The sequence below is a fragment of the Bacillus sp. FSL R5-0512 genome, from assembly GCF_038593295.1.
GTDB lineage: Bacteria > Bacillota > Bacilli > Bacillales > Bacillaceae > Bacillus > Bacillus safensis.
The window spans coordinates 3101638-3119704 of sequence record NZ_CP151982.1; the positions used below are offsets into that span (position 1 = coordinate 3101638).

Here is an 18067-nt window from a genome sequence, read left to right on the forward strand (position 1 = left end):
CGAATAAGGGGGCTCAAACATGAGCGGTTCTTTATTGCTCTCCAATATTCATATTGTGACAAAGACAAAGATCATTGAAAACGGTTTTGTCGGTTTACGCGATGGCAAGATTGACTATATTTCAACATCTCCACCGACAGGAAATTATGAAAAAGTATATATTTCCCGGGAAAACTTTTATTTACTCCCTGGAATGATTGATATTCACATCCATGGCGGATATGGTGCAGACATGATGGATGCGACAGCAGAAGCAATGAATACACTCGCTGACAACCTTCCGTCCGAAGGAACGACAAGTTTTTTAGCGACAACCATCACACAAAACCATCATGAGATTGAGCAGGCACTTAAAAATGTCGCTCAGTGGAAACAAAGTAATGAAGAACATGCAGGAAGTCAGGCACAATGTATAGGAATCCACCTAGAAGGTCCATTTATTTCTAAAGATAAGGCAGGGGCACAGCCTGTTCAATGGATTAAACAGCCCGATATTCCGCTTTTTAAAAAATGGCTGGATGCTTCTGAACAGCTCATTCGAATTGTCACGTTTGCGCCTGAGGAAGACACAGATTTTGCTTTCCTTTCCATGTTACAGGAAATGAACATGATCCCTTCTATTGGACATACGAATGCCCATCATGACATGATGAATTTAGCAGCTAAGCATGGTGCACGCCATGTAACACACCTTTATAATGCACTGAGTTCGTTTCAGCATCGTGAACCGAATGCTGTAGGTGCTGCTCTTACGAATGAGAACCTTTATACCGAGCTGATCACAGATGGGATTCACTCCCACCCTCTTTCCATCAAGCTTGCGTATTTGGCAAAAGGAAGTGATCGTTTGATCATGATCACAGACTCAATGCGTGCAAAAGGTCTTGGGAATGGAACATACGAATTTGGCGGTCAGACGGTCACAGTCAGCGGCGAAAAAGCATTGCTGGACGATGGGACACTTGCAGGATCAATTTTGCGAATGAAAGATGGCGTCAAACGGATGAAACAGCTCACAAATTGTGAATGGACAGAGATTGCGAAGATGACCTCAACCAATGCAGCCGCTCAACTGGGTCTTGACCAACAGCTCGGTTCCATCGAAATTGGAAAATTAGCAGATTTGGTGATTTGGGATGAATCTGGTGAACTGATCATGACGATCTGCCGTGGACAAATCGCCTTTGAAAAAAAGGAGGCCAACCACTCATGAACATCATCGAATTTGAAAACAAAGATCAATTAGGAAAAGAAGCAGCTGCCATTATTGCAAGGACAATAGCTGCTAAACCCGATGCCGTACTCGGCCTAGCAACGGGCGGTACACCTATTGAAACTTACAAAGAGTTAATTCAACTTCATCAAGCGAATCAACTGTCTTTCAAGCAAACAAAAACAATCAATTTAGATGAATATGCAGGACTCAATCCAGAACACGAAAATAGTTATATGACCTACATGAAACGTCATTTATTTGACCATATTGATCTCCCTCAGGATCAGTATTTTCTTCCAAATGGCAAAGCAGCTCATTTAGAAAAGGAATGCTTAAGATATGACCAGCTCATTGAGGATGTAGGCGGCATCGATCTTCAGCTCCTTGGAATCGGTCAAAATGGGCATATCGGTTTTAACGAACCAGGTACCCCTTTCAACTCAAAGACTCATGTCGTGCAGTTAGATGAAAACACGAGACAGGCTAACGCAAGATACTTTTCTTCTATTGATGAGGTACCTACACATGCCATCACAATGGGAATCGCGAGCATTCTTTCAAGTAAAAAGATTCTCCTTCTTGCTTCGGGAAAATCAAAAGCGAAAGTGATACAATATTTAGAACGGGCAGAGATTCATCCGGACTTCCCAGCGTCTGCACTGAAACTTCATGAAGATGTAACGGTTATGATTGATCGAGAAGCTGGATCACTACGCTAAAAACGAGAGGATTTTCACATGTTTATTGATAAGCAGTCACCTATTCCGATGTACCATCAGATTATGGAGAACTTGAAAAAGCAGATTGAGGATGGAACATTAGCACCTGATACACTCATTCCTTCTGAAAGAGAATATGCCGAACGCTTTGGTATTAGTCGAATGACTGTCAGACAAGCCTTATCGAATCTTGTGAACGAAGGATATTTGTATCGTCAAAAAGGAAAAGGCACCTTTGTTAGCCGGAAAAAATTTGAACAGCCGCTTCAAGGCTTAACAAGCTTTTCAGAGGATATGCGCCAGCGTGGGCTCAAAGCATCAAGCCAGCTGATTGACTTTAAAAAAACCGCATGTCCAGAGCACTTGCTGCCCGTCTTACAGCTGACTAATAGTGATGCTGTATTTGAACTAAAACGGATACGCCTTGCAAATGATGAACCGATGGCGATTGAAACGAGCTATATACCTGAAAGATTTGCAGGAGATTTAACAAAGGAACATTTAACTGGCTCTTTATATGAATATATTGAAACTCACACTGGCCATGTCATTGCTCATGCCAAACAGGAGCTTGAAGCCAATGTTGCCTCAAAGGAAGAAGCACACTTGCTGTCTATTCTAGCAGGAGACCCTGTGCTGTCCATAACAAGAACGACTTTTTTTCAAAAAGACATTCCATTTGAGTATGTTGTTTCCGTTTATAGAGGGGATCGTTACAAGCTCATTCATACAATGGAAAGATAAACAGTGCCCCTGACACGGAGCACTGTTTTTTTATTTCCTAAGAAATTTTATTTCGTCATCATCTTTTGTATGAATTTTCCATATTGGAGAAATGGCTTTTCCTTGAAAACGATCTTTTGCTACAGTGTACCAATAATAATCTTCATTTGGCTTTAAGCCCTTCCACTCAAAGCTCGCTTTTTTGCCGCTTTTTATGCCTCGAGCCTCTCCTAGAAGAACATTCGTATACACATTGAGTTCAAAATAATTGGTTTTGACAGATTTCATTTTCGGTGTCAAATCCACATCGATTGAAAATTCATCTTGATCTCCATACGTTTTAGGATCATAAAAATGCTCTTGATTCAAGTAAGGTGAGTATGTCGTAAAATGAAGCTGATTTTTTTCTTGATCGGCTGTTATTACCCTCATAAACCCTTGACCACCTTCAGGTCCTGACTGATAATCGGCGAGTATTTGATATACTTTCCTGTCTACTTTTCCATCATGGTCATCATCAAGCTCATCTACTTTCCTGCTTGCTCCATGGTAATGGCCGCTAAATACGGCCACAATATTAGGATGGCGTTTCACCACTTGATGGAAGATGAGGTCGCCAATCGGGCTTCGGTTGCCGCTCACTAACAAATACTCATGGAAATTTAAAATGACGATACGATCTGGATGCTCAGAAATGACACGGTTTAACCAATCAATTTCATCTTGCTTAATCCCCCAGCCCATGTACACCATCATATAATCATTGCCGCCGGCAGAGATGAGATCATAATGACCTTTATTGTTTCGATAGGATTCACCATAGTAAGGCTTATCCGCAAAGCGTTTTTCCCCGAAATATTTTCCGTATTCCGCATATAAACCATCCTTGTGTCTAACATCATGATTTCCTGCTAAAACACCATAGGGAATGTGATTCTCATCTAATACACGCATAAACGTATCAGCACGGTGCCATTGCTTATCCTTTGAATCATCCACAATATCGCCTGTATGGAACACATATTGAATGTTTAATTTTTCCCTTTGATCTCTGATCCATTCGACCATTTGTTTAAAGATATGAGGATAGCTCTTTGCATAATATTGAGTATCAGACATCCATATCATCTTATATGGCTTTTGCGATTTGCTGATTTCATCCTGTACTAGCAAATCAAACGTTTGATTCTTCATGTACTGTCTCACTGACAGCAGCCCTTTCAGGTAAAATTCCTTTTGATCCTTGGCAAAGTGATGAGTGATTTTATCCCACTTTTCCTGCTGGTGATTCCACGCGTACATTGTCACCTTTCTCCCTGACAAGGAACTCCCTTTCCATACAGCTTCGACGACATCCTTTTCACGTACATCATGATGAACCTTAATTTGAAAACGATGATAAGGAAAGCGCTGTAAATCCTTCGTTTCAACTGACTTCCCATCAACAAATGCAATGCGGTTCCTTTCTTGATCAGAAAAAATCATTTCTCCTTTTTGGAGATAACTCTTAGGCGGTTCTGTCTCTGCTGCATACTTAAAAATCTTCATTGAAGGATGCAGCGATGTATATTGATAGGCACGATAAAAAGAGTAATCTAACTTATCATTCGTTGGATCCTTGGTTAGCACAGTTTGTTTTGATGATTTCATTTTCGTCTTATCTGCCACCCGCTCTGGTGTTTCAGGATGCTCATGTACCGTCTTGAACTCTTTTTTCAACGTCGACATGTTCCCGGCAGCGTCTTTTGCTTTAATTGTAAACGTGTGCTTTCCAGGCTTTAATTCACTAGAGGACGTCTGATATGGCAAAGAAACTGGTTTGCCATCTACATATGCCTTCAACTCCTCTATGTCACTCCAGCGATCCGTTACTTTTGCTTTTAATGTAAAGGCGCCTTTATATTGATCCTTTGCTTGTACGTTGGTCTTAATTCTCGGCCCAGTGTTATCAACTTTCACACGTACTGAAGCGTACTCGTCTGAGGTTTTGGCCTCAATCAGGTGCGGCCCTTCTTTCAGCCTTTTTGTGTCCCACTTTATATAGATTGAGACATACGCCTCTTTTGGAATCTCAAATTGAAACGTTCTCACCTTTTTTGCGTTCCCGCTGTCTCCCATTCTCCATTCTTTTAGCGGCTTCGCATTGATTGGCGGAATTTGTGTTCCATTTGATAAAATCATCCTGACGTTTTTCAATTCAAAATCATCATGATTCTCTCCAGGCAGCCGGTCCACCGGAGAAGACTTTGTACCAGCGTGAAAAGAGATCGTTTGGAGACCTGCCTTTTTTATCTCTTCTTCGGGTATTGGCATTGTATAGGTACGGTACACTTTTGTCGAATCATCAAAAATAGAAAGTAAACGCCTACCTATATACACACCATTTTTAAAATATAAATTTGTTCCTTTGACATCAAATGCGATATATGGATCTGCTTCAAGGGCAGAGGATACTTGCTGATTCCGTTTTCCATCTATCCGTAATTCGATGCTTTTTTTCTGATCAGACGTTGCCTTTAATGAAAATAAACCTGATACCGTATCTCCCTCTTCTACATTGAATCGCAGACCGTGGGCTTTACTGACCTGCTCCACATCAATCGTTTTTTTCAACGTCTTGGCTTCATTTTCGCCGTCTGACGCTTCAAGCTGATATTCCAATTGTTCTTTCCCAATCAACTCAGGTGAATAAATAATATGATGAAATAGCCGGTCATTATGGTCTTTTTGCAGCAGGATTTCCTTAAACGGATCTTTTCGATTCGTTCGATAGCGCAGCTTGACGGTTTTTACGGCCTGATCATCTTGGACATCTGCTTTAATCTCTACACTTTCAGTGGGTTTCACCGGTTTCCTTACCGTCATATCTTCAATCACAGGTTTATGGATATCTTGAGAAATTTCCTTTTTTTCAGATGGAATTTGTGCTTTTAGCACTTTACCTGGAGTGGGTTCTTCCTCAATTTTCGAAATCAGCTTCGTCTGCGTAGTACCATCCATTGGATACTTAAACAGCAAGGATTTATGCTCGCTAAACCATGATGGCTTCAAACGAAATGCGGCAGAAGAAATCTCTTCACCTATATTTGTTGTGATCGAAACAAGACGAGATTTTGAGTTGGACAGCCCTTTGCTCTCGATAATGGATAGATGCTCGCCCTCTTTTAATTGGCTTTTGTACATGGCATTAAAGTCCGCTGCCGTTAAATGCTCCTGCCCTTTTTTTCTCAGCCAGAATACATAAGGTTTTCCAGGTGAAATGGTGACTGGATTTGTGTGAAAGGAATATACATCATCCATTTCACTTCCCTGTGCAGGATTGCGGTAGCGGAGCTGATAATGTTTAAGAGAGATAGGCGCATGTGTCGTGTTATACACTTCAATAAACTCAAAAGCATCTTTGCCTTTTCGGTTTTTTGAATTGACGACAATTTCTGTGATGAATAAATCCGGAATATGTGAAAGATCTTCTTCAAATCCATTTAAATGAACCGATTTCTCAGCCGTTTTGATGACTGATTTTTGCGTAAGGAACTCTGTATAGTAACGAACGGTTGGATTCCATAATTGATCTGGCGGAATTTTCGCTGTAAATTCTGGCTTCATCCCTGGCAGCCGTTCCATTGGAATCAAGCGATACCCCAGTTCATCACTTTGTTTATAATACAAGTTCGCAGACAAAATCTGTTCTTGGTCACTAATGGACGCACGAAACTGTAGATCATGGCTTTTTCCTAGAACCGGGCGGACGTCCACATGAAATTGGTCAAAGATAAAAGGCGAAAAAGGCTTGTCCGGTACATTCACTTCTGTTTGAAGAAAAGGTCCTGCTGAAGCAGGCTGACTGAAACAAAAAAGAATGATAAAAAAACATAAAAGCATGATTTGTCTGCTCACGTTCACCATCTTGCACCGCCTCCCTTCGGATATTGTGTCTCCTGAAGGTCGTTTTTATGTCAGATGGAACGGAGAAACGATGCAAATTTGCACAAAAAAACCGTTAGCTTTTTTTCGCTAACGGCTCTACAATTCCTTTTTGTATCAACAGATGGAAAATGGATAAAATGACAGCCATCCAAATGGCCGTTCCGAATCCATCAATGTTAAAGCTATCTCCCATAAAGCTCGATGTCATCATGAGTGTAATCGCATTGATGACAAATAAGAACAATCCTAGTGAAAGAACGGTCACTGGAAGCGTTAAAATGATCAAAAACGGCTTCACTAAAATATTGAGCAAAGACAAAATGATACTTGCCACAATGGCTGCGCCAAAACCTTCAATATACACGCTCCCGAGCCCAGGCAGAATGCCCGAATCAAAATATCCAGCAATGACGATTAAAAGTAATGCATTTACTAAAATACTGACGATCCATCTAAGCATTTATTTAGTGCCTTCTTCCGGAACAACAAAATACCAGATGAAGTAGATCAGGAAGATCGGCATAAATGCTGTCAAAAATCCGATGATGACGGTTAAAATGCGAAGCAGGGATGCATCCACACTTAAATATTCCGCAAGTCCACCAACAACACCCGCTATTTTTTTATCTGTTGCTGAACGATAAAGCTTCTTCATGTAGAATCACTCCTTGTCTGATTGGTGCTTTACTTGTATTGAGCCTGTTTTTGTTTCTGCAAAAATGGATATACTGTGCACCGCTTGTTGATTGGCTTTGATCATTTTCTCTTTTTGTAATGTTTCATTTTTCTCTTTAATCATCTCTGCATCAAGTAAATCGTGAGAGATAGACCCGAGATTGCTTTTCAGCTCAGCGGTCACTGCACAAGCACGCGGGATTTGAACGTCCACACTGCCTGTTGTCGTTTTCGCATAGATGGAACGGCACTTTTCATCTGACAGCTGAACAGCAATATTTCCATTAAAGCTTTGGGCATCAATTGATTCACTTTTCCCGCGCAGGTCTATGAGCCCATTGATGGTTTCTACTTCAATCATACCACACTCATGATCTGCCAGTTTGATTTGTCCGTTTGCTGTTTCAATTCCGACTTTTTCTGCTTGTAACGAAGCAAAAGAGACAACCCCATTTGTCGTTTTCGCGGCAAGTTCTTTTGTCTTTAGCTTTTCCCCGCGAATCGGTCCATTAAACAGCTTGACCTTAATCTTATCGTATTGGATACGCGGTACGTATAATGTAACATTGACTTTCATCGTCTTCTTTTCGGTTCGAATAAAAAATTTATCTCCTTCAAGCCCGCAGTCCAATTGATTGAGAAATTGCTGTCTTGCCTGCTCCCCATCCTCTGCACGGTAAATCTTTGCATGACACTCTGCTCGAATATCTCGATCGTCCCAAGGCATCACGTTGAGGCTGCCGTTCGCCAATTGAATATCTAAATGAGAAAGCGATGCATCTTTGAACTGAAAAATGTGCTCAACATCAACTGACTGTCCAAAGTTCAAATCAAGATCCACGTCTTTTACCTTTTTCACCGCAGAATCTAACCAGCCAAACAGCTTTGCACCAAGATTTTCGGTACCATTTCCTTTGCTATCTGCTCCAGCTTTTTCTTCATGAAAGCTGTGATCAGCCGTAGACTTTTCTAATGAGACTGACTGACCTTCTTCTAGTTTTTCCAGCAGCGTAATTGCTTCTTTTGCTGATAATACTCCGTCTTCTACTAATTTTAAAATTCGTTCTTTTTCATTCATACAAAGCCCCCCTAAGATTTGATGGATTGAAGTACTTTAATCCCTTGAATGATATTCCAAATGACAGAGATCAAAAAGCCAATGACTACTAAAAAAGACAAGATGAACACCGTCATGACTGGAATGAGCGAGTCACCTGCCTGGGTCGTCAATAAAAATGGGATAGACCCAAAAATCAACAGAATGCACGCTGCGACCGGCAAAAGATGTGACCATAATGCCCGCAATGCGTGCCGCTTCGTTTCCTTTTGATCTACTACAAAAAACGCCACGATCGGTACGATAAACGGCATAAACAATACACTAAAATAACAAATAGAAGCAATAATCGACTGATCTCTATTCATATATATTCGCTCCTTCATAACGAAAATTCCTTTCTAACTCATACGTTTATTGCGTATAAAAAGTTTCAAAATCATTCGATTTACATATGACCTTAGACACAAATTATTTCTTTTTGCACCTAAGAGTAGATTCTTCACAGATTACCCTTTAAAATATGTTGAAAAGATGGTGATTATCATTATAGGGGGTAATTATTTTGACAGATCATCATAATTCAAACCACACGGCTCAAACGCTTTTAGACCTTATACAGAAACAAAAAAGCATGAACAGCGATATGATCAAGGAGCTTGAGACCATTCATCCGTCTCATCCAAAGTATGGTGATATCCGTTATTTAAAGGTACTGCTCGACAGCAGCAGCACCCATATTTTAAAGGATTTAACGCACCTCAGTAATTTAATGCCGAAGGAAGATGTGCAATAAAAGAAAACCCCTCTTATCGAGGGGTTTTCTTTATGAAGAAGTTACACTTTCCGTTTCTTTAACCAGTTGTTTCATGCGTTTACGGTCACGCTCTAAAATAGGCTTCAAGTATTTTCCTGTGTAAGATGCTTCTTCTTTTGCAATGTGCTCAGGAGTGCCAGAGGCAATGATCGTTCCGCCGCCTGCACCGCCTTCTGGTCCGAGATCAACAAGGTAATCAGCAGCCTTGATAATATCAAGGTTGTGCTCAATGACCAACACCGTATCTCCATTTTCAACCAAACGCTGAAGCACTTTTAATAAACGGGCAATATCATCCACATGCAAACCTGTTGTCGGCTCGTCCAAAATATAAAGAGACCTTCCGTTTGAACGGCGGTGAAGCTCAGATGCCAATTTCACGCGCTGCGCCTCTCCTCCGGACAATGTCGTTGCAGGCTGTCCAAGTGTAATGTATCCTAGCCCCACATCATAAATCGTTTGAAGCTTCCGCTTAATTTTCGGGATATTCTCGAAAAATTGGAGTGCATCCTCCACGGTCATTTCAAGCACATCAGCAATGTTTTTTCCTTTATATGTGACCTCGAGTGTTTCGCGGTTATAACGTTTCCCGTGACACACTTCACAAGGCACATACACATCTGGCAAAAAGTGCATTTCAATTTTAATGATGCCATCCCCGCGGCACGCCTCACAGCGGCCGCCTTTGACGTTAAAGCTGAATCTGCCTTTTTTATAGCCTCGTACCTTTGCTTCGTTGGTTTGTGCAAACACATCCCGCACATCATCAAAGACACCTGTATACGTGGCAGGGTTGGATCTTGGTGTACGGCCAATTGGAGATTGATCAATATCAATGACCTTATCTAAATGATCCATTCCTTTAATTTCTTTGTGCTGCCCTGGCTTCGCTTTCGCTCTGTGCAATTTTTGCGAAAGTGATTTTAATAGAATTTCATTCACAAGCGTACTTTTCCCTGAGCCGGATACTCCGGTCACAGCTGTAAAAACGCCAAGAGGAAACTTCGCATTCACGTTTTTCAGGTTGTTTTCTTTTGCACCTTTTATCTCAATATAGCGGCCGTCAGGCTTTCTTCTCTCAATTGGCAGCGGGATAAATTTCTCACCAGATAAATATTGTCCTGTTAAGGATTTCGGGTCCTTCATGACTTCTTCTGGCGTTCCAGCTGAAATCACTTCTCCCCCATGAACTCCTGCTCCAGGTCCAATATCTATTAAATAATCAGCGGCTAGCATAGTATCTTCATCATGCTCCACGACAATTAGTGTGTTCCCGATGTCGCGCATGTTTTTCAACGTCCCGATCAACCGGTCATTATCGCGCTGATGCAGACCAATGGATGGTTCATCTAATATATAAAGAACACCTGTCAGCCTTGACCCGATTTGAGTCGCCAGGCGAATCCGCTGCGCCTCTCCGCCTGATAGTGTGCCAGCGGACCGGCTCAAATTCAGATAATCTAATCCCACATTATTTAAGAAGGACAAACGCTCTTTGATTTCACGTAAAATGAGCTGGGCAATCTGCAAATCTTTCTCAGACAACTCAATTTTTTCATAGAAATCAAGGGCATCAGAGACAGACAAATCGGTGATTTCTCCGATATGCTTGCCATTGATGAGAACCGCCAGCGTTTCTTTTTTCAGACGATATCCTTTACATGTCGGACATGGCTGATTGGCCATATATTTTTCCATTTGTTCACGAATATAATCAGAGCTGGTTTCCTTATAACGCCGTTCAATATTACGAAGAACGCCTTCAAACTCAATTTCATTTTCACGTACCTGACCAAAATCATTTTCATATTTAAAATAAATCCGTTCAGATCCGCTTCCATATAAAATTTTATCAAATAAATGCGATGGGATATCTTTCACTGGAATGTCCATGTCGATGCCATAATGTGTACAAACAGCCTCAAGAAGCTGCGGATAGTATTGCGAGCTTTGCGGCTCCCATGGTGCAATGGCATGCTGCCGTAAAGTCAGATCCTTATTAGGAATGACAAGCTCAGGGTCGACTTCCAGTTTTGAACCGAGCCCATCACAGCTCGGGCAGGCACCAAAAGGACTATTAAATGAAAACATTCTCGGCTCAAGCTCACCAATAGAGAACCCGCAATGCGGACAAGCATGATGTTCGCTGAATAACAGCTCTTCTTGTCCAATCACATCAATCATCACTCGGCCTTCGCCCAGCCGCAGAGCCGTTTCAAGGGAGTCAGACAGCCGAGCAGCAACGCCTTCCTTCACGACAATTCGATCAATGACTACTTCAATGGAATGCTTCTTGTTCTTTTCAAGCTCGATATCTTCTGAAAGGTCTTCCATCTCTCCATCGACTCTCACTCGTACATAGCCCTGCTTCCGAATTTGATCAAGCACTTTCACATGTGTTCCTTTGCGGCCGGATACAACTGGCGCAAGCACTTGTAATTTCGTTCTTTCAGGATACTCTAAAATACGATCTGTCATCTGCTCAATCGTTTGTGACGTAATTTCAATCCCATGTATAGGACAAATAGGTTTTCCGACTCGAGCATACAAAAGACGCAAGTAATCATAAATTTCAGTGACAGTACCAACTGTTGATCTAGGGTTTCGGCTCGTCGTTTTCTGGTCAATACTAATCGCCGGAGAAAGACCTTCAATGGCATCTACATCCGGTTTATCCATCTGCCCAAGAAATTGGCGTGCATACGCTGAAAGAGATTCAACGTACCTGCGCTGACCTTCTGCATAAATCGTATCAAAGGCAAGCGACGATTTTCCTGAACCAGATAATCCCGTAATGACCACTAGCTGGTCACGCGGGATATTCACATCAATATTTTTAAGGTTGTGGGCTCTAGCACCTTTCACCTCTATTCGTTCCATAGCCATCAGGCAATCATCCTTCCGCTTTTAGCTCTAGCAATAGATCTCTTAATTCTGCTGCTTTTTCAAAATCAAGCGCTTTTGCTGCATCTTTCATTTCCATCTCGACTTTTTCGATCACTTTTTCTCGTTCTTTTTTGCTCATTTTCGACAGCTTTGGTGCTGCTTTTGTTTCGTATTCTTCTGAATCCTCATGTATCTTTGTTGCCTTAATGACATCTCGAATTTTCTTATGGATCGTTTGCGGTGTAATCCCGAATTTCTCGTTATATGCTTCTTGCTGTTCTCGTCTTCGCTTCGTTTCTTGAATCGCAATGTCCATCGATTTCGTCATATTGTCTGCATACATAATGACCCGGCCTTCTGCATTTCTCGCTGCACGGCCAATCGTCTGGATGAGGGATCTTTCAGAGCGTAAAAAGCCTTCTTTATCCGCATCTAAAATGGCCACAAGCGACACTTCTGGAATATCCAGTCCTTCACGAAGAAGGTTGATTCCAACAAGCACATCATATTTACCGAGACGCAGATCACGGATAATCTCAATCCGCTCAAGGGTCTTAATCTCTGAATGCAGGTAATTCACCTTGATTCCGATTTCTTTTAAGTAATCTGTGAGATCCTCAGACATTTTCTTCGTCAGTGTGGTCACGAGCACACGCTCATTTTTCTCAACTCGTGCATGAATTTCTCCAATTAAGTCATCAATTTGTCCTTCAATCGGACGAACTTCAATAATTGGATCAAGTAATCCTGTTGGACGGATAATTTGTTCCACAACCTCTGGTGTTTTCTCAAGCTCATACGGACCAGGCGTTGCTGATACATGGACAATATGATTGATATGCTTTTCAAACTCATCAAAGGTGAGCGGTCTGTTATCAAGTGCTGATGGCAGGCGGAATCCGTGATCAACCAACACTTGCTTTCTAGCTTGGTCACCGTTGTACATGGCGCGGATTTGCGGAATCGTCACATGCGACTCATCGACAACAATCATAAAATCATCTGGGAAATAATCAAGCAGTGTGTAAGGTGTTGAACCAGGAGGACGCAAGGTCAGATGTCTTGAATAGTTCTCAATTCCTGAACAAAAGCCCATCTCTCTCATCATCTCAAGGTCATATCTTGTCCGCTGCTCAAGGCGCTGCGCTTCAAGCAATTTTCCATTTTCACGAAGCTTTTCAAGCTGTTCTTCTAGCTCTTGTTCAATATTGATAATGGCTTTTTCCATTTTTTCTTCTCTTGTGACGAAGTGAGATGCTGGGAAAATCGCCACATGATCACGATCACCAAGTATTTCTCCAGTCAGCGCATCCACTTCACGAATACGTTCAATTTCATCACCGAAAAACTCCACTCTGATACAATGCTCATCTCGTGAAGCAGGAAAAATCTCAACGACGTCTCCTCGAACTCGGAAGGTTCCGCGCTGAAAATCTATATCATTACGAGAATACTGAATATCCACCAGCTTACGAAGAAGCTGATTGCGTTCAATCTCCATTTCAGTACGCAAAGACAGCACAAGCTCTCTGTATTCCTCTGGCGAACCTAAGCCATAAATACAGGACACACTGGCAATGATGATGACATCTCTTCTCTCAAATAACGAGGACGTAGCCGAGTGTCTCAGCTTATCAATCTCATCATTGATGCTGGCATCCTTCTCAATAAATGTATCGGTCTGAGGCACATATGCCTCTGGCTGATAATAATCATAGTAACTCACAAAATATTCAACAGCGTTATTAGGGAAAAATTCCTTGAATTCGCTGTATAACTGACCGGCAAGTGTCTTATTATGCGCAATGACAAGTGTCGGTTTGTTCACTTCTTTGATCAGGTTGGAGACAGTAAAGGTCTTTCCCGTACCTGTAGCACCTAACAGCGTTTGATGCTGTTTCCCCTGATGGATCCCCTCAACAAGCTTTTCAATCGCCTTTGGCTGATCTCCTTGGGGCTGATAGTTAGAAACTAATTCAAAGCGGTCACTCACATCAAAGCCTCCGTTTCGTTTACGAAATCTATCTAATGAATATATTATCATAAAAGAACACAAAAATACGAACTAAAGTTCGGCTCTTACTTGATTTTTATTTCCAATACAGTCATACCCTCTCTCCCATGGCAAATAACCCTCTTAAGAAAACCTTCCTTTCAGTATGGAACATTTTGGAGTGAGATATTCGATGAGCAGAAAAAGAAAGCTGCGCTTACTAGAAATCGTAAGCACAGCTCTTGTTTAAAACATGTCATTTTTCAGCCATCATGCTCTTGATGGCGATGACATCATTGATTTTTTTCAGCTTTCTCTCTTTTTTCGATTTCTTTCTTAGCCATAAACAAAGCCCCAGCTACTAAAGAAATAATATCTAATCCCACAATAAAGTAGGTTTCTGTATATCCCTTCATGTACGAAGCAAATAAAAGCGCTGCTGTTAACGCAATGCCCACGTAATGATTGTAAGTAACCTTTGAAAATAAAATAACGAGCAGGAAAGGAAAAACTAGTGCAAATATGGCTTTTGTAATCACAAAAACCCTCCCTCTTCATGGTCTACTTCCTTGATTATAGTAAAGATTGGCATATTGAACAATTCACAGTTTTCAATTTCGCCTTTTTTCTTCATGTTCGGAGACTTTTGTTGTAGAAGAAGAAGGAAATTAGTGAGATTGTCCCCTTTGTAAAGATAGGTCTTTCCGTCTTTGACAATAACATCCAATCAATTCTATGATTAAAATGATAGTGCGCACTATCATTTTGAAAAATAGAGAGACATACAAACCATTGGCTATTTGGATAAGGGGGCATTCCCATGTATTCAGTTTTATTTCATGCGGCTGAAGAATCCGCATCACTCGCAGGGGCAAAAGGCCTGAATTTAATCAAATTAAACAATCACGGCCTGCCAGTCCCAGATGGATTTATTATCAAAACCAACAGCTTTGCAAGCTTTCTTTCATATCACAATCTGCAGCCAGCAGAACAAAACCTTTCTCAAAAAATCAAAGAAGCATCGTTTCCTTTACAAATGGAAGCAGAGCTGCTTTCGTCCTTTCAATCCTTGCGGAAGACTTACCCCTCAGTTGCAGTCAGATCCTCTTCTGTTGCTGAAGATCTCGAAGGCGCCTCATTTGCAGGACAGTACGAGACCTATTTAAATATCAAAACAAATGAAGAGTTTTTACAGGCAGTCAAAGAATGCTGGTCTTCTTATTTTGCAGCGAGGGTCACAGAATATAAGGAAGAGATGAATGAAAACGAGGAAGAGATGCCGCTCATGGCCGTTGTCGTTCAAGGATTGATCCATTCTGACGTCTCCGGTGTCATCTTTAGTGAGAATCCCGTATCGGGGAAAACAAATGAAATGATGCTGACCGCAAGCTACGGATTGGGAGAAGCAATTGTCTCCGGTCTTGTGACACCAGACACGTTTATTGTAGATAAAGAGAACTTTTCGATTGAAAAAACACTTGGGGCGAAAGAGCTGCAAATTGTTCCTTTCCAAGAGGGTGTCATCGAGGAGCCAGTATCGGAGGAAATGGCTGGCCAGTTTTGCCTGAACGATGATCAATTGAAAGAAATCACACAAATCACGAAACAAGTAGAAGAACTTTACGGACATGGAGTCGATATCGAATTCGGAATTGCAGGTGGGTTGTTTTATTTACTTCAAGCAAGGCCGATTACTACAGCTCTTCCAAAAGCAGTAAATGAAACAGCAGGTGCTTCTTTTCAAATGAAACCAGAAGAGCTTCAGGATTTCTGGATTTCAATGGATGATCATATGCCTGGTCCAACGAGCCCTCTTTTCTCAAGTCTGATCATACCAGCCTTAAAAAGCGGGATGAAGAAAAATGGAGAAAAGTATCAAGTACCTGATATGAACATCAAAGATATTAAGCTTTACAGAGGCCACCTATACTCAGCACCGGATCTGCCACAAGCGGAAGAGGGAGCTGCTCCCGTTTTTGATGAAAGTATATTTGAGTTATTTCCACATTTAAGTGAACGGATGTATGAGATTCTAGAGAAAAATTTCTTTCCATTTTACGAAAAACTCGATCGCCAAATGAATGAACCTATGACCATTGAAAAAGCCATCATTGGCTTTGAAGAATTAAAGGATTTTTATATCCAAGCATATGATGATCATTTTGATATCGTCATACCACAAGTCATTCTATCAGCCATCATTGAAGACATGCTTGTCACGTATACTGGTGACCAAACCCAAGTCGTCTTGCTTCATGAAATGATGATAGGTGTGATGAACAAATCTCTTGAAACAGACAAGGTGCTATCTGATATCGCAAAGGATGTCCTTCAAGATCCAGAACTTCACCAAGCATTTATTCATCATGAAAAGAACTCGGAGCTGTTACATGCGCTCAATCACTCGGAAAAAGGAAGGCATTTCATTTCGAAATTGGAGGGTTTTCTCCAAGTTTACGGCTGGCGATCTATTAAAAGTCATGACCTTACAGATGAGACTTGGGCAGAAAACCCAGAGTTTATATTAGATATCATCAGAAATAATATCCATTGCCATTGTGATTTTGATGAAGAATTTGCAAAAGCAGTTATCAAAAGACAAGAGACGTATAAACATTTTATGAATCAAGTGAAGGATGAATCGTTTAAAACAAAATTTGAGACGCTGTATCAATTTGCCCTTCAAGCAGCGAATATCCGAGATGACCACCACTTCTACATTGATGCCATGTTAGATGCAAAGGCCCGGGTATATCTATTAAAAATTGGTGAACTTCTTGTACAAAAAGGAGCCATTCCTCATCAAGAAGATCTTTGGTATCTCTACGATGAAGAGGTACAAAAAGCGCTCACAACGTCTATCTCATTTAATTCGGTTATCCAGCAAAGAAAGATAGAAATGAAGGAAAATGAAGACATTCAACCACCGGCTTACATTGGCACACCAACTGAAGCTGAACTGCAGCAAGTAGAAAGAATGCTTGGTTCATTAAGAGAAAATGAAAACAACACACACGATGTGATCCATGGAATTGGCGCATCCAGCGGTATTGTTTCTGGAAGAGTAAAAGTCATTACATGTGCTGACGAATTCTCACAATTTCAAAAGGATGATATTTTAGTTTGTAAAACGACCACACCTTTATGGACGAGCTTATTTAGAGATGCAAAAGCAGTCATCACCGATGCTGGAGGCATTTTATCTCATTCAGCTATTATCGCAAGAGAGTATATGATGCCAGCTGTCTTAGGTACAAGAATAGCAACTGAAACACTTCAATCCGGTGACCTTGTGACAGTAGATGGCAGCAATGGACGCATTCAGATTTTAAAGCAGCATTCGCGTGTATAAACTTATCATTTTGGATGATATTGGCGGTCATAGGTTTTATCGGTATACTTACTTTGTTGCAAACACATTCATAACCTGAGGTGAGTATGCTTGTTAAAATCTACAAATCAACGAATCATTCGCGCAACAATGGATTTATTAACTGAAAAGGGCTATCAAAAAACAACAACCAAAGAAATAGCGACAAAAGCGAATGTAAGTGAAGCAACTATTTTTCGCAACTTTAAAAACAAACGCGGCGTCATTGCTGCCATTATGAAAATGAAATCAACACCGACAAAAATCCTAGAAGCAGAATTCAAAGGCGATCTATACACCGATTTGAAGTTTCTCGGTACCTATTTCCTTGAAGATTTGACTTCCAAAAAAGAATTTATTTATATCAGCATGCGAGAACCGGCTATGTTTAAGGATTTAACCAGTCATGAAAAGATTTACCCTCAAGAACTGAGAGAAATGCTCATACAATATTTCAAAAAGATGGGTGCCCAGCATCATGTATTAAAAGGAAATGAAGACATTTATGCAGACATCTTCATTAGTACGTATTTCGGATTTTTCATTCAGCAGCTAGAGCAAGATTTTCAACTCGTTCTCACACAAAAAGAAGATTTTATTGAAATATGCACACACATTTTCATGAGAGGAATTTCTCCCGCTTAAAGGGTGGAATTCTTCTTTTTTACAAAAGGTGGTATACAC

At 41.0% G+C, this 18067-nt stretch carries 14 protein-coding genes; 6 read left to right on the forward strand and 8 right to left on the reverse strand.

What is annotated here, in order from left to right:
* Positions 1-19 precede the first annotated feature (19 nt).
* The 3 genes from nagA to NSQ25_RS16060 are packed head-to-tail and all read left to right on the forward strand — an operon-like array spanning position 20 to position 2679.
* Positions 20-1213: an N-acetylglucosamine-6-phosphate deacetylase gene (nagA, locus tag NSQ25_RS16050; protein WP_326135842.1), complete on the forward strand. Its 1194-nt coding sequence runs from the start codon at positions 20-22 to the stop codon at positions 1211-1213.
* Positions 1210-1935, forward strand: a complete 726-nt coding sequence (nagB, locus tag NSQ25_RS16055) for a glucosamine-6-phosphate deaminase (RefSeq protein ID WP_326135843.1) — start codon at positions 1210-1212, stop codon at positions 1933-1935. Before nagA ends, nagB begins: the two co-directional genes overlap by 4 nt.
* A gap of 18 nt (positions 1936-1953) precedes the next feature.
* Complete coding sequence (locus NSQ25_RS16060) at positions 1954-2679, forward strand: GntR family transcriptional regulator (RefSeq protein ID WP_065214814.1); 726 nt, start codon at positions 1954-1956, stop codon at positions 2677-2679.
* A 30-nt stretch (positions 2680-2709) separates the two neighbouring features.
* Here NSQ25_RS16060 and NSQ25_RS16065 read toward each other — a convergent pair whose 3' ends face one another.
* From NSQ25_RS16065 to NSQ25_RS16085, 5 genes are all read right to left on the reverse strand, one after another.
* On the reverse strand, positions 2710-6564 hold the full coding sequence (locus tag NSQ25_RS16065; protein ID WP_070326064.1) for a metallophosphoesterase: 3855 nt from the start codon (positions 6562-6564) through the stop codon (positions 2710-2712).
* A 94-nt stretch (positions 6565-6658) separates the two neighbouring features.
* On the reverse strand, positions 6659-7045 hold the full coding sequence (locus NSQ25_RS16070; RefSeq protein WP_024423577.1) for a phage holin family protein: 387 nt from the start codon (positions 7043-7045) through the stop codon (positions 6659-6661).
* Positions 7046-7240: a PspC domain-containing protein gene (locus NSQ25_RS16075; RefSeq protein WP_024423578.1), complete on the reverse strand. Its 195-nt coding sequence runs from the start codon at positions 7238-7240 to the stop codon at positions 7046-7048.
* 6 nt (positions 7241-7246) lie between these two features.
* Entirely contained in the window at positions 7247-8338 is a 1092-nt protein-coding gene (locus NSQ25_RS16080; RefSeq protein ID WP_070326065.1) for a DUF4097 domain-containing protein, read from the reverse strand.
* Between the two features lie 11 nt (positions 8339-8349).
* Positions 8350-8685 (reverse strand): hypothetical protein, encoded by a 336-nt coding sequence (locus NSQ25_RS16085; protein ID WP_024427655.1) that lies wholly within the window; start codon positions 8683-8685, stop codon positions 8350-8352.
* Positions 8686-8882: 197 nt separating this feature from the next.
* Here NSQ25_RS16085 and NSQ25_RS16090 point away from each other — a divergent pair, with 197 nt between their 5' ends.
* Positions 8883-9113 (forward strand): hypothetical protein, encoded by a 231-nt coding sequence (locus NSQ25_RS16090; protein ID WP_034281058.1) that lies wholly within the window; start codon positions 8883-8885, stop codon positions 9111-9113.
* Positions 9114-9143: 30 nt separating this feature from the next.
* Here NSQ25_RS16090 and uvrA read toward each other — a convergent pair whose 3' ends face one another.
* The 3 genes from uvrA to NSQ25_RS16105 all read right to left on the reverse strand — a co-directional run bounded on the left by uvrA (position 9144) and on the right by NSQ25_RS16105 (position 14552).
* Positions 9144-12020 carry an excinuclease ABC subunit UvrA gene (gene uvrA / locus NSQ25_RS16095; protein WP_025093988.1) on the reverse strand — a complete coding sequence of 959 codons (2877 nt, stop codon included), beginning with the start codon at positions 12018-12020 and terminating at the stop codon, positions 9144-9146.
* 7 nt (positions 12021-12027) lie between these two features.
* Positions 12028-14013: an excinuclease ABC subunit UvrB gene (gene uvrB / locus NSQ25_RS16100; RefSeq protein ID WP_024423583.1), complete on the reverse strand. Its 1986-nt coding sequence runs from the start codon at positions 14011-14013 to the stop codon at positions 12028-12030.
* Between the two features lie 293 nt (positions 14014-14306).
* Positions 14307-14552 (reverse strand): CsbA family protein, encoded by a 246-nt coding sequence (locus tag NSQ25_RS16105; RefSeq protein ID WP_034281059.1) that lies wholly within the window; start codon positions 14550-14552, stop codon positions 14307-14309.
* A gap of 281 nt (positions 14553-14833) precedes the next feature.
* On the opposite strand from NSQ25_RS16105, the gene NSQ25_RS16110 reads away from it, so the two are divergent.
* Positions 14834-17365 carry a PEP/pyruvate-binding domain-containing protein gene (locus NSQ25_RS16110; RefSeq protein ID WP_326135844.1) on the forward strand — a complete coding sequence of 844 codons (2532 nt, stop codon included), beginning with the start codon at positions 14834-14836 and terminating at the stop codon, positions 17363-17365.
* A gap of 90 nt (positions 17366-17455) precedes the next feature.
* Entirely contained in the window at positions 17456-18028 is a 573-nt protein-coding gene (locus tag NSQ25_RS16115) for a TetR/AcrR family transcriptional regulator (RefSeq protein WP_070326069.1), read from the forward strand.
* Positions 18029-18067: the final 39 nt, after the last annotated feature.

Bases quoted from the DNA above. Each gene is read 5' to 3' on its own strand.
- nagA (WP_326135842.1), top strand. From the start codon at position 20: ATGAGCGGTTCTTTATTGCTCTCCAATATTCATATTGTGACAAAGACA.
- nagB (WP_326135843.1), top strand. From the start codon at position 1,210: ATGAACATCATCGAATTTGAAAACAAAGATCAATTAGGAAAAGAAGCA.
- NSQ25_RS16060 (WP_065214814.1), top strand. From the start codon at position 1,954: ATGTTTATTGATAAGCAGTCACCTATTCCGATGTACCATCAGATTATG.
- NSQ25_RS16065 (WP_070326064.1), bottom strand. From the start codon at position 6,564: ATGGTGAACGTGAGCAGACAAATCATGCTTTTATGTTTTTTTATCATT.
- NSQ25_RS16070 (WP_024423577.1), bottom strand. From the start codon at position 7,045: ATGCTTAGATGGATCGTCAGTATTTTAGTAAATGCATTACTTTTAATC.
- NSQ25_RS16075 (WP_024423578.1), bottom strand. From the start codon at position 7,240: ATGAAGAAGCTTTATCGTTCAGCAACAGATAAAAAAATAGCGGGTGTT.
- NSQ25_RS16080 (WP_070326065.1), bottom strand. From the start codon at position 8,338: ATGAATGAAAAAGAACGAATTTTAAAATTAGTAGAAGACGGAGTATTA.
- NSQ25_RS16085 (WP_024427655.1), bottom strand. From the start codon at position 8,685: ATGAATAGAGATCAGTCGATTATTGCTTCTATTTGTTATTTTAGTGTA.
- uvrA (WP_025093988.1), bottom strand. From the start codon at position 12,020: ATGGCTATGGAACGAATAGAGGTGAAAGGTGCTAGAGCCCACAACCTT.
- NSQ25_RS16110 (WP_326135844.1), top strand. From the start codon at position 14,834: ATGTATTCAGTTTTATTTCATGCGGCTGAAGAATCCGCATCACTCGCA.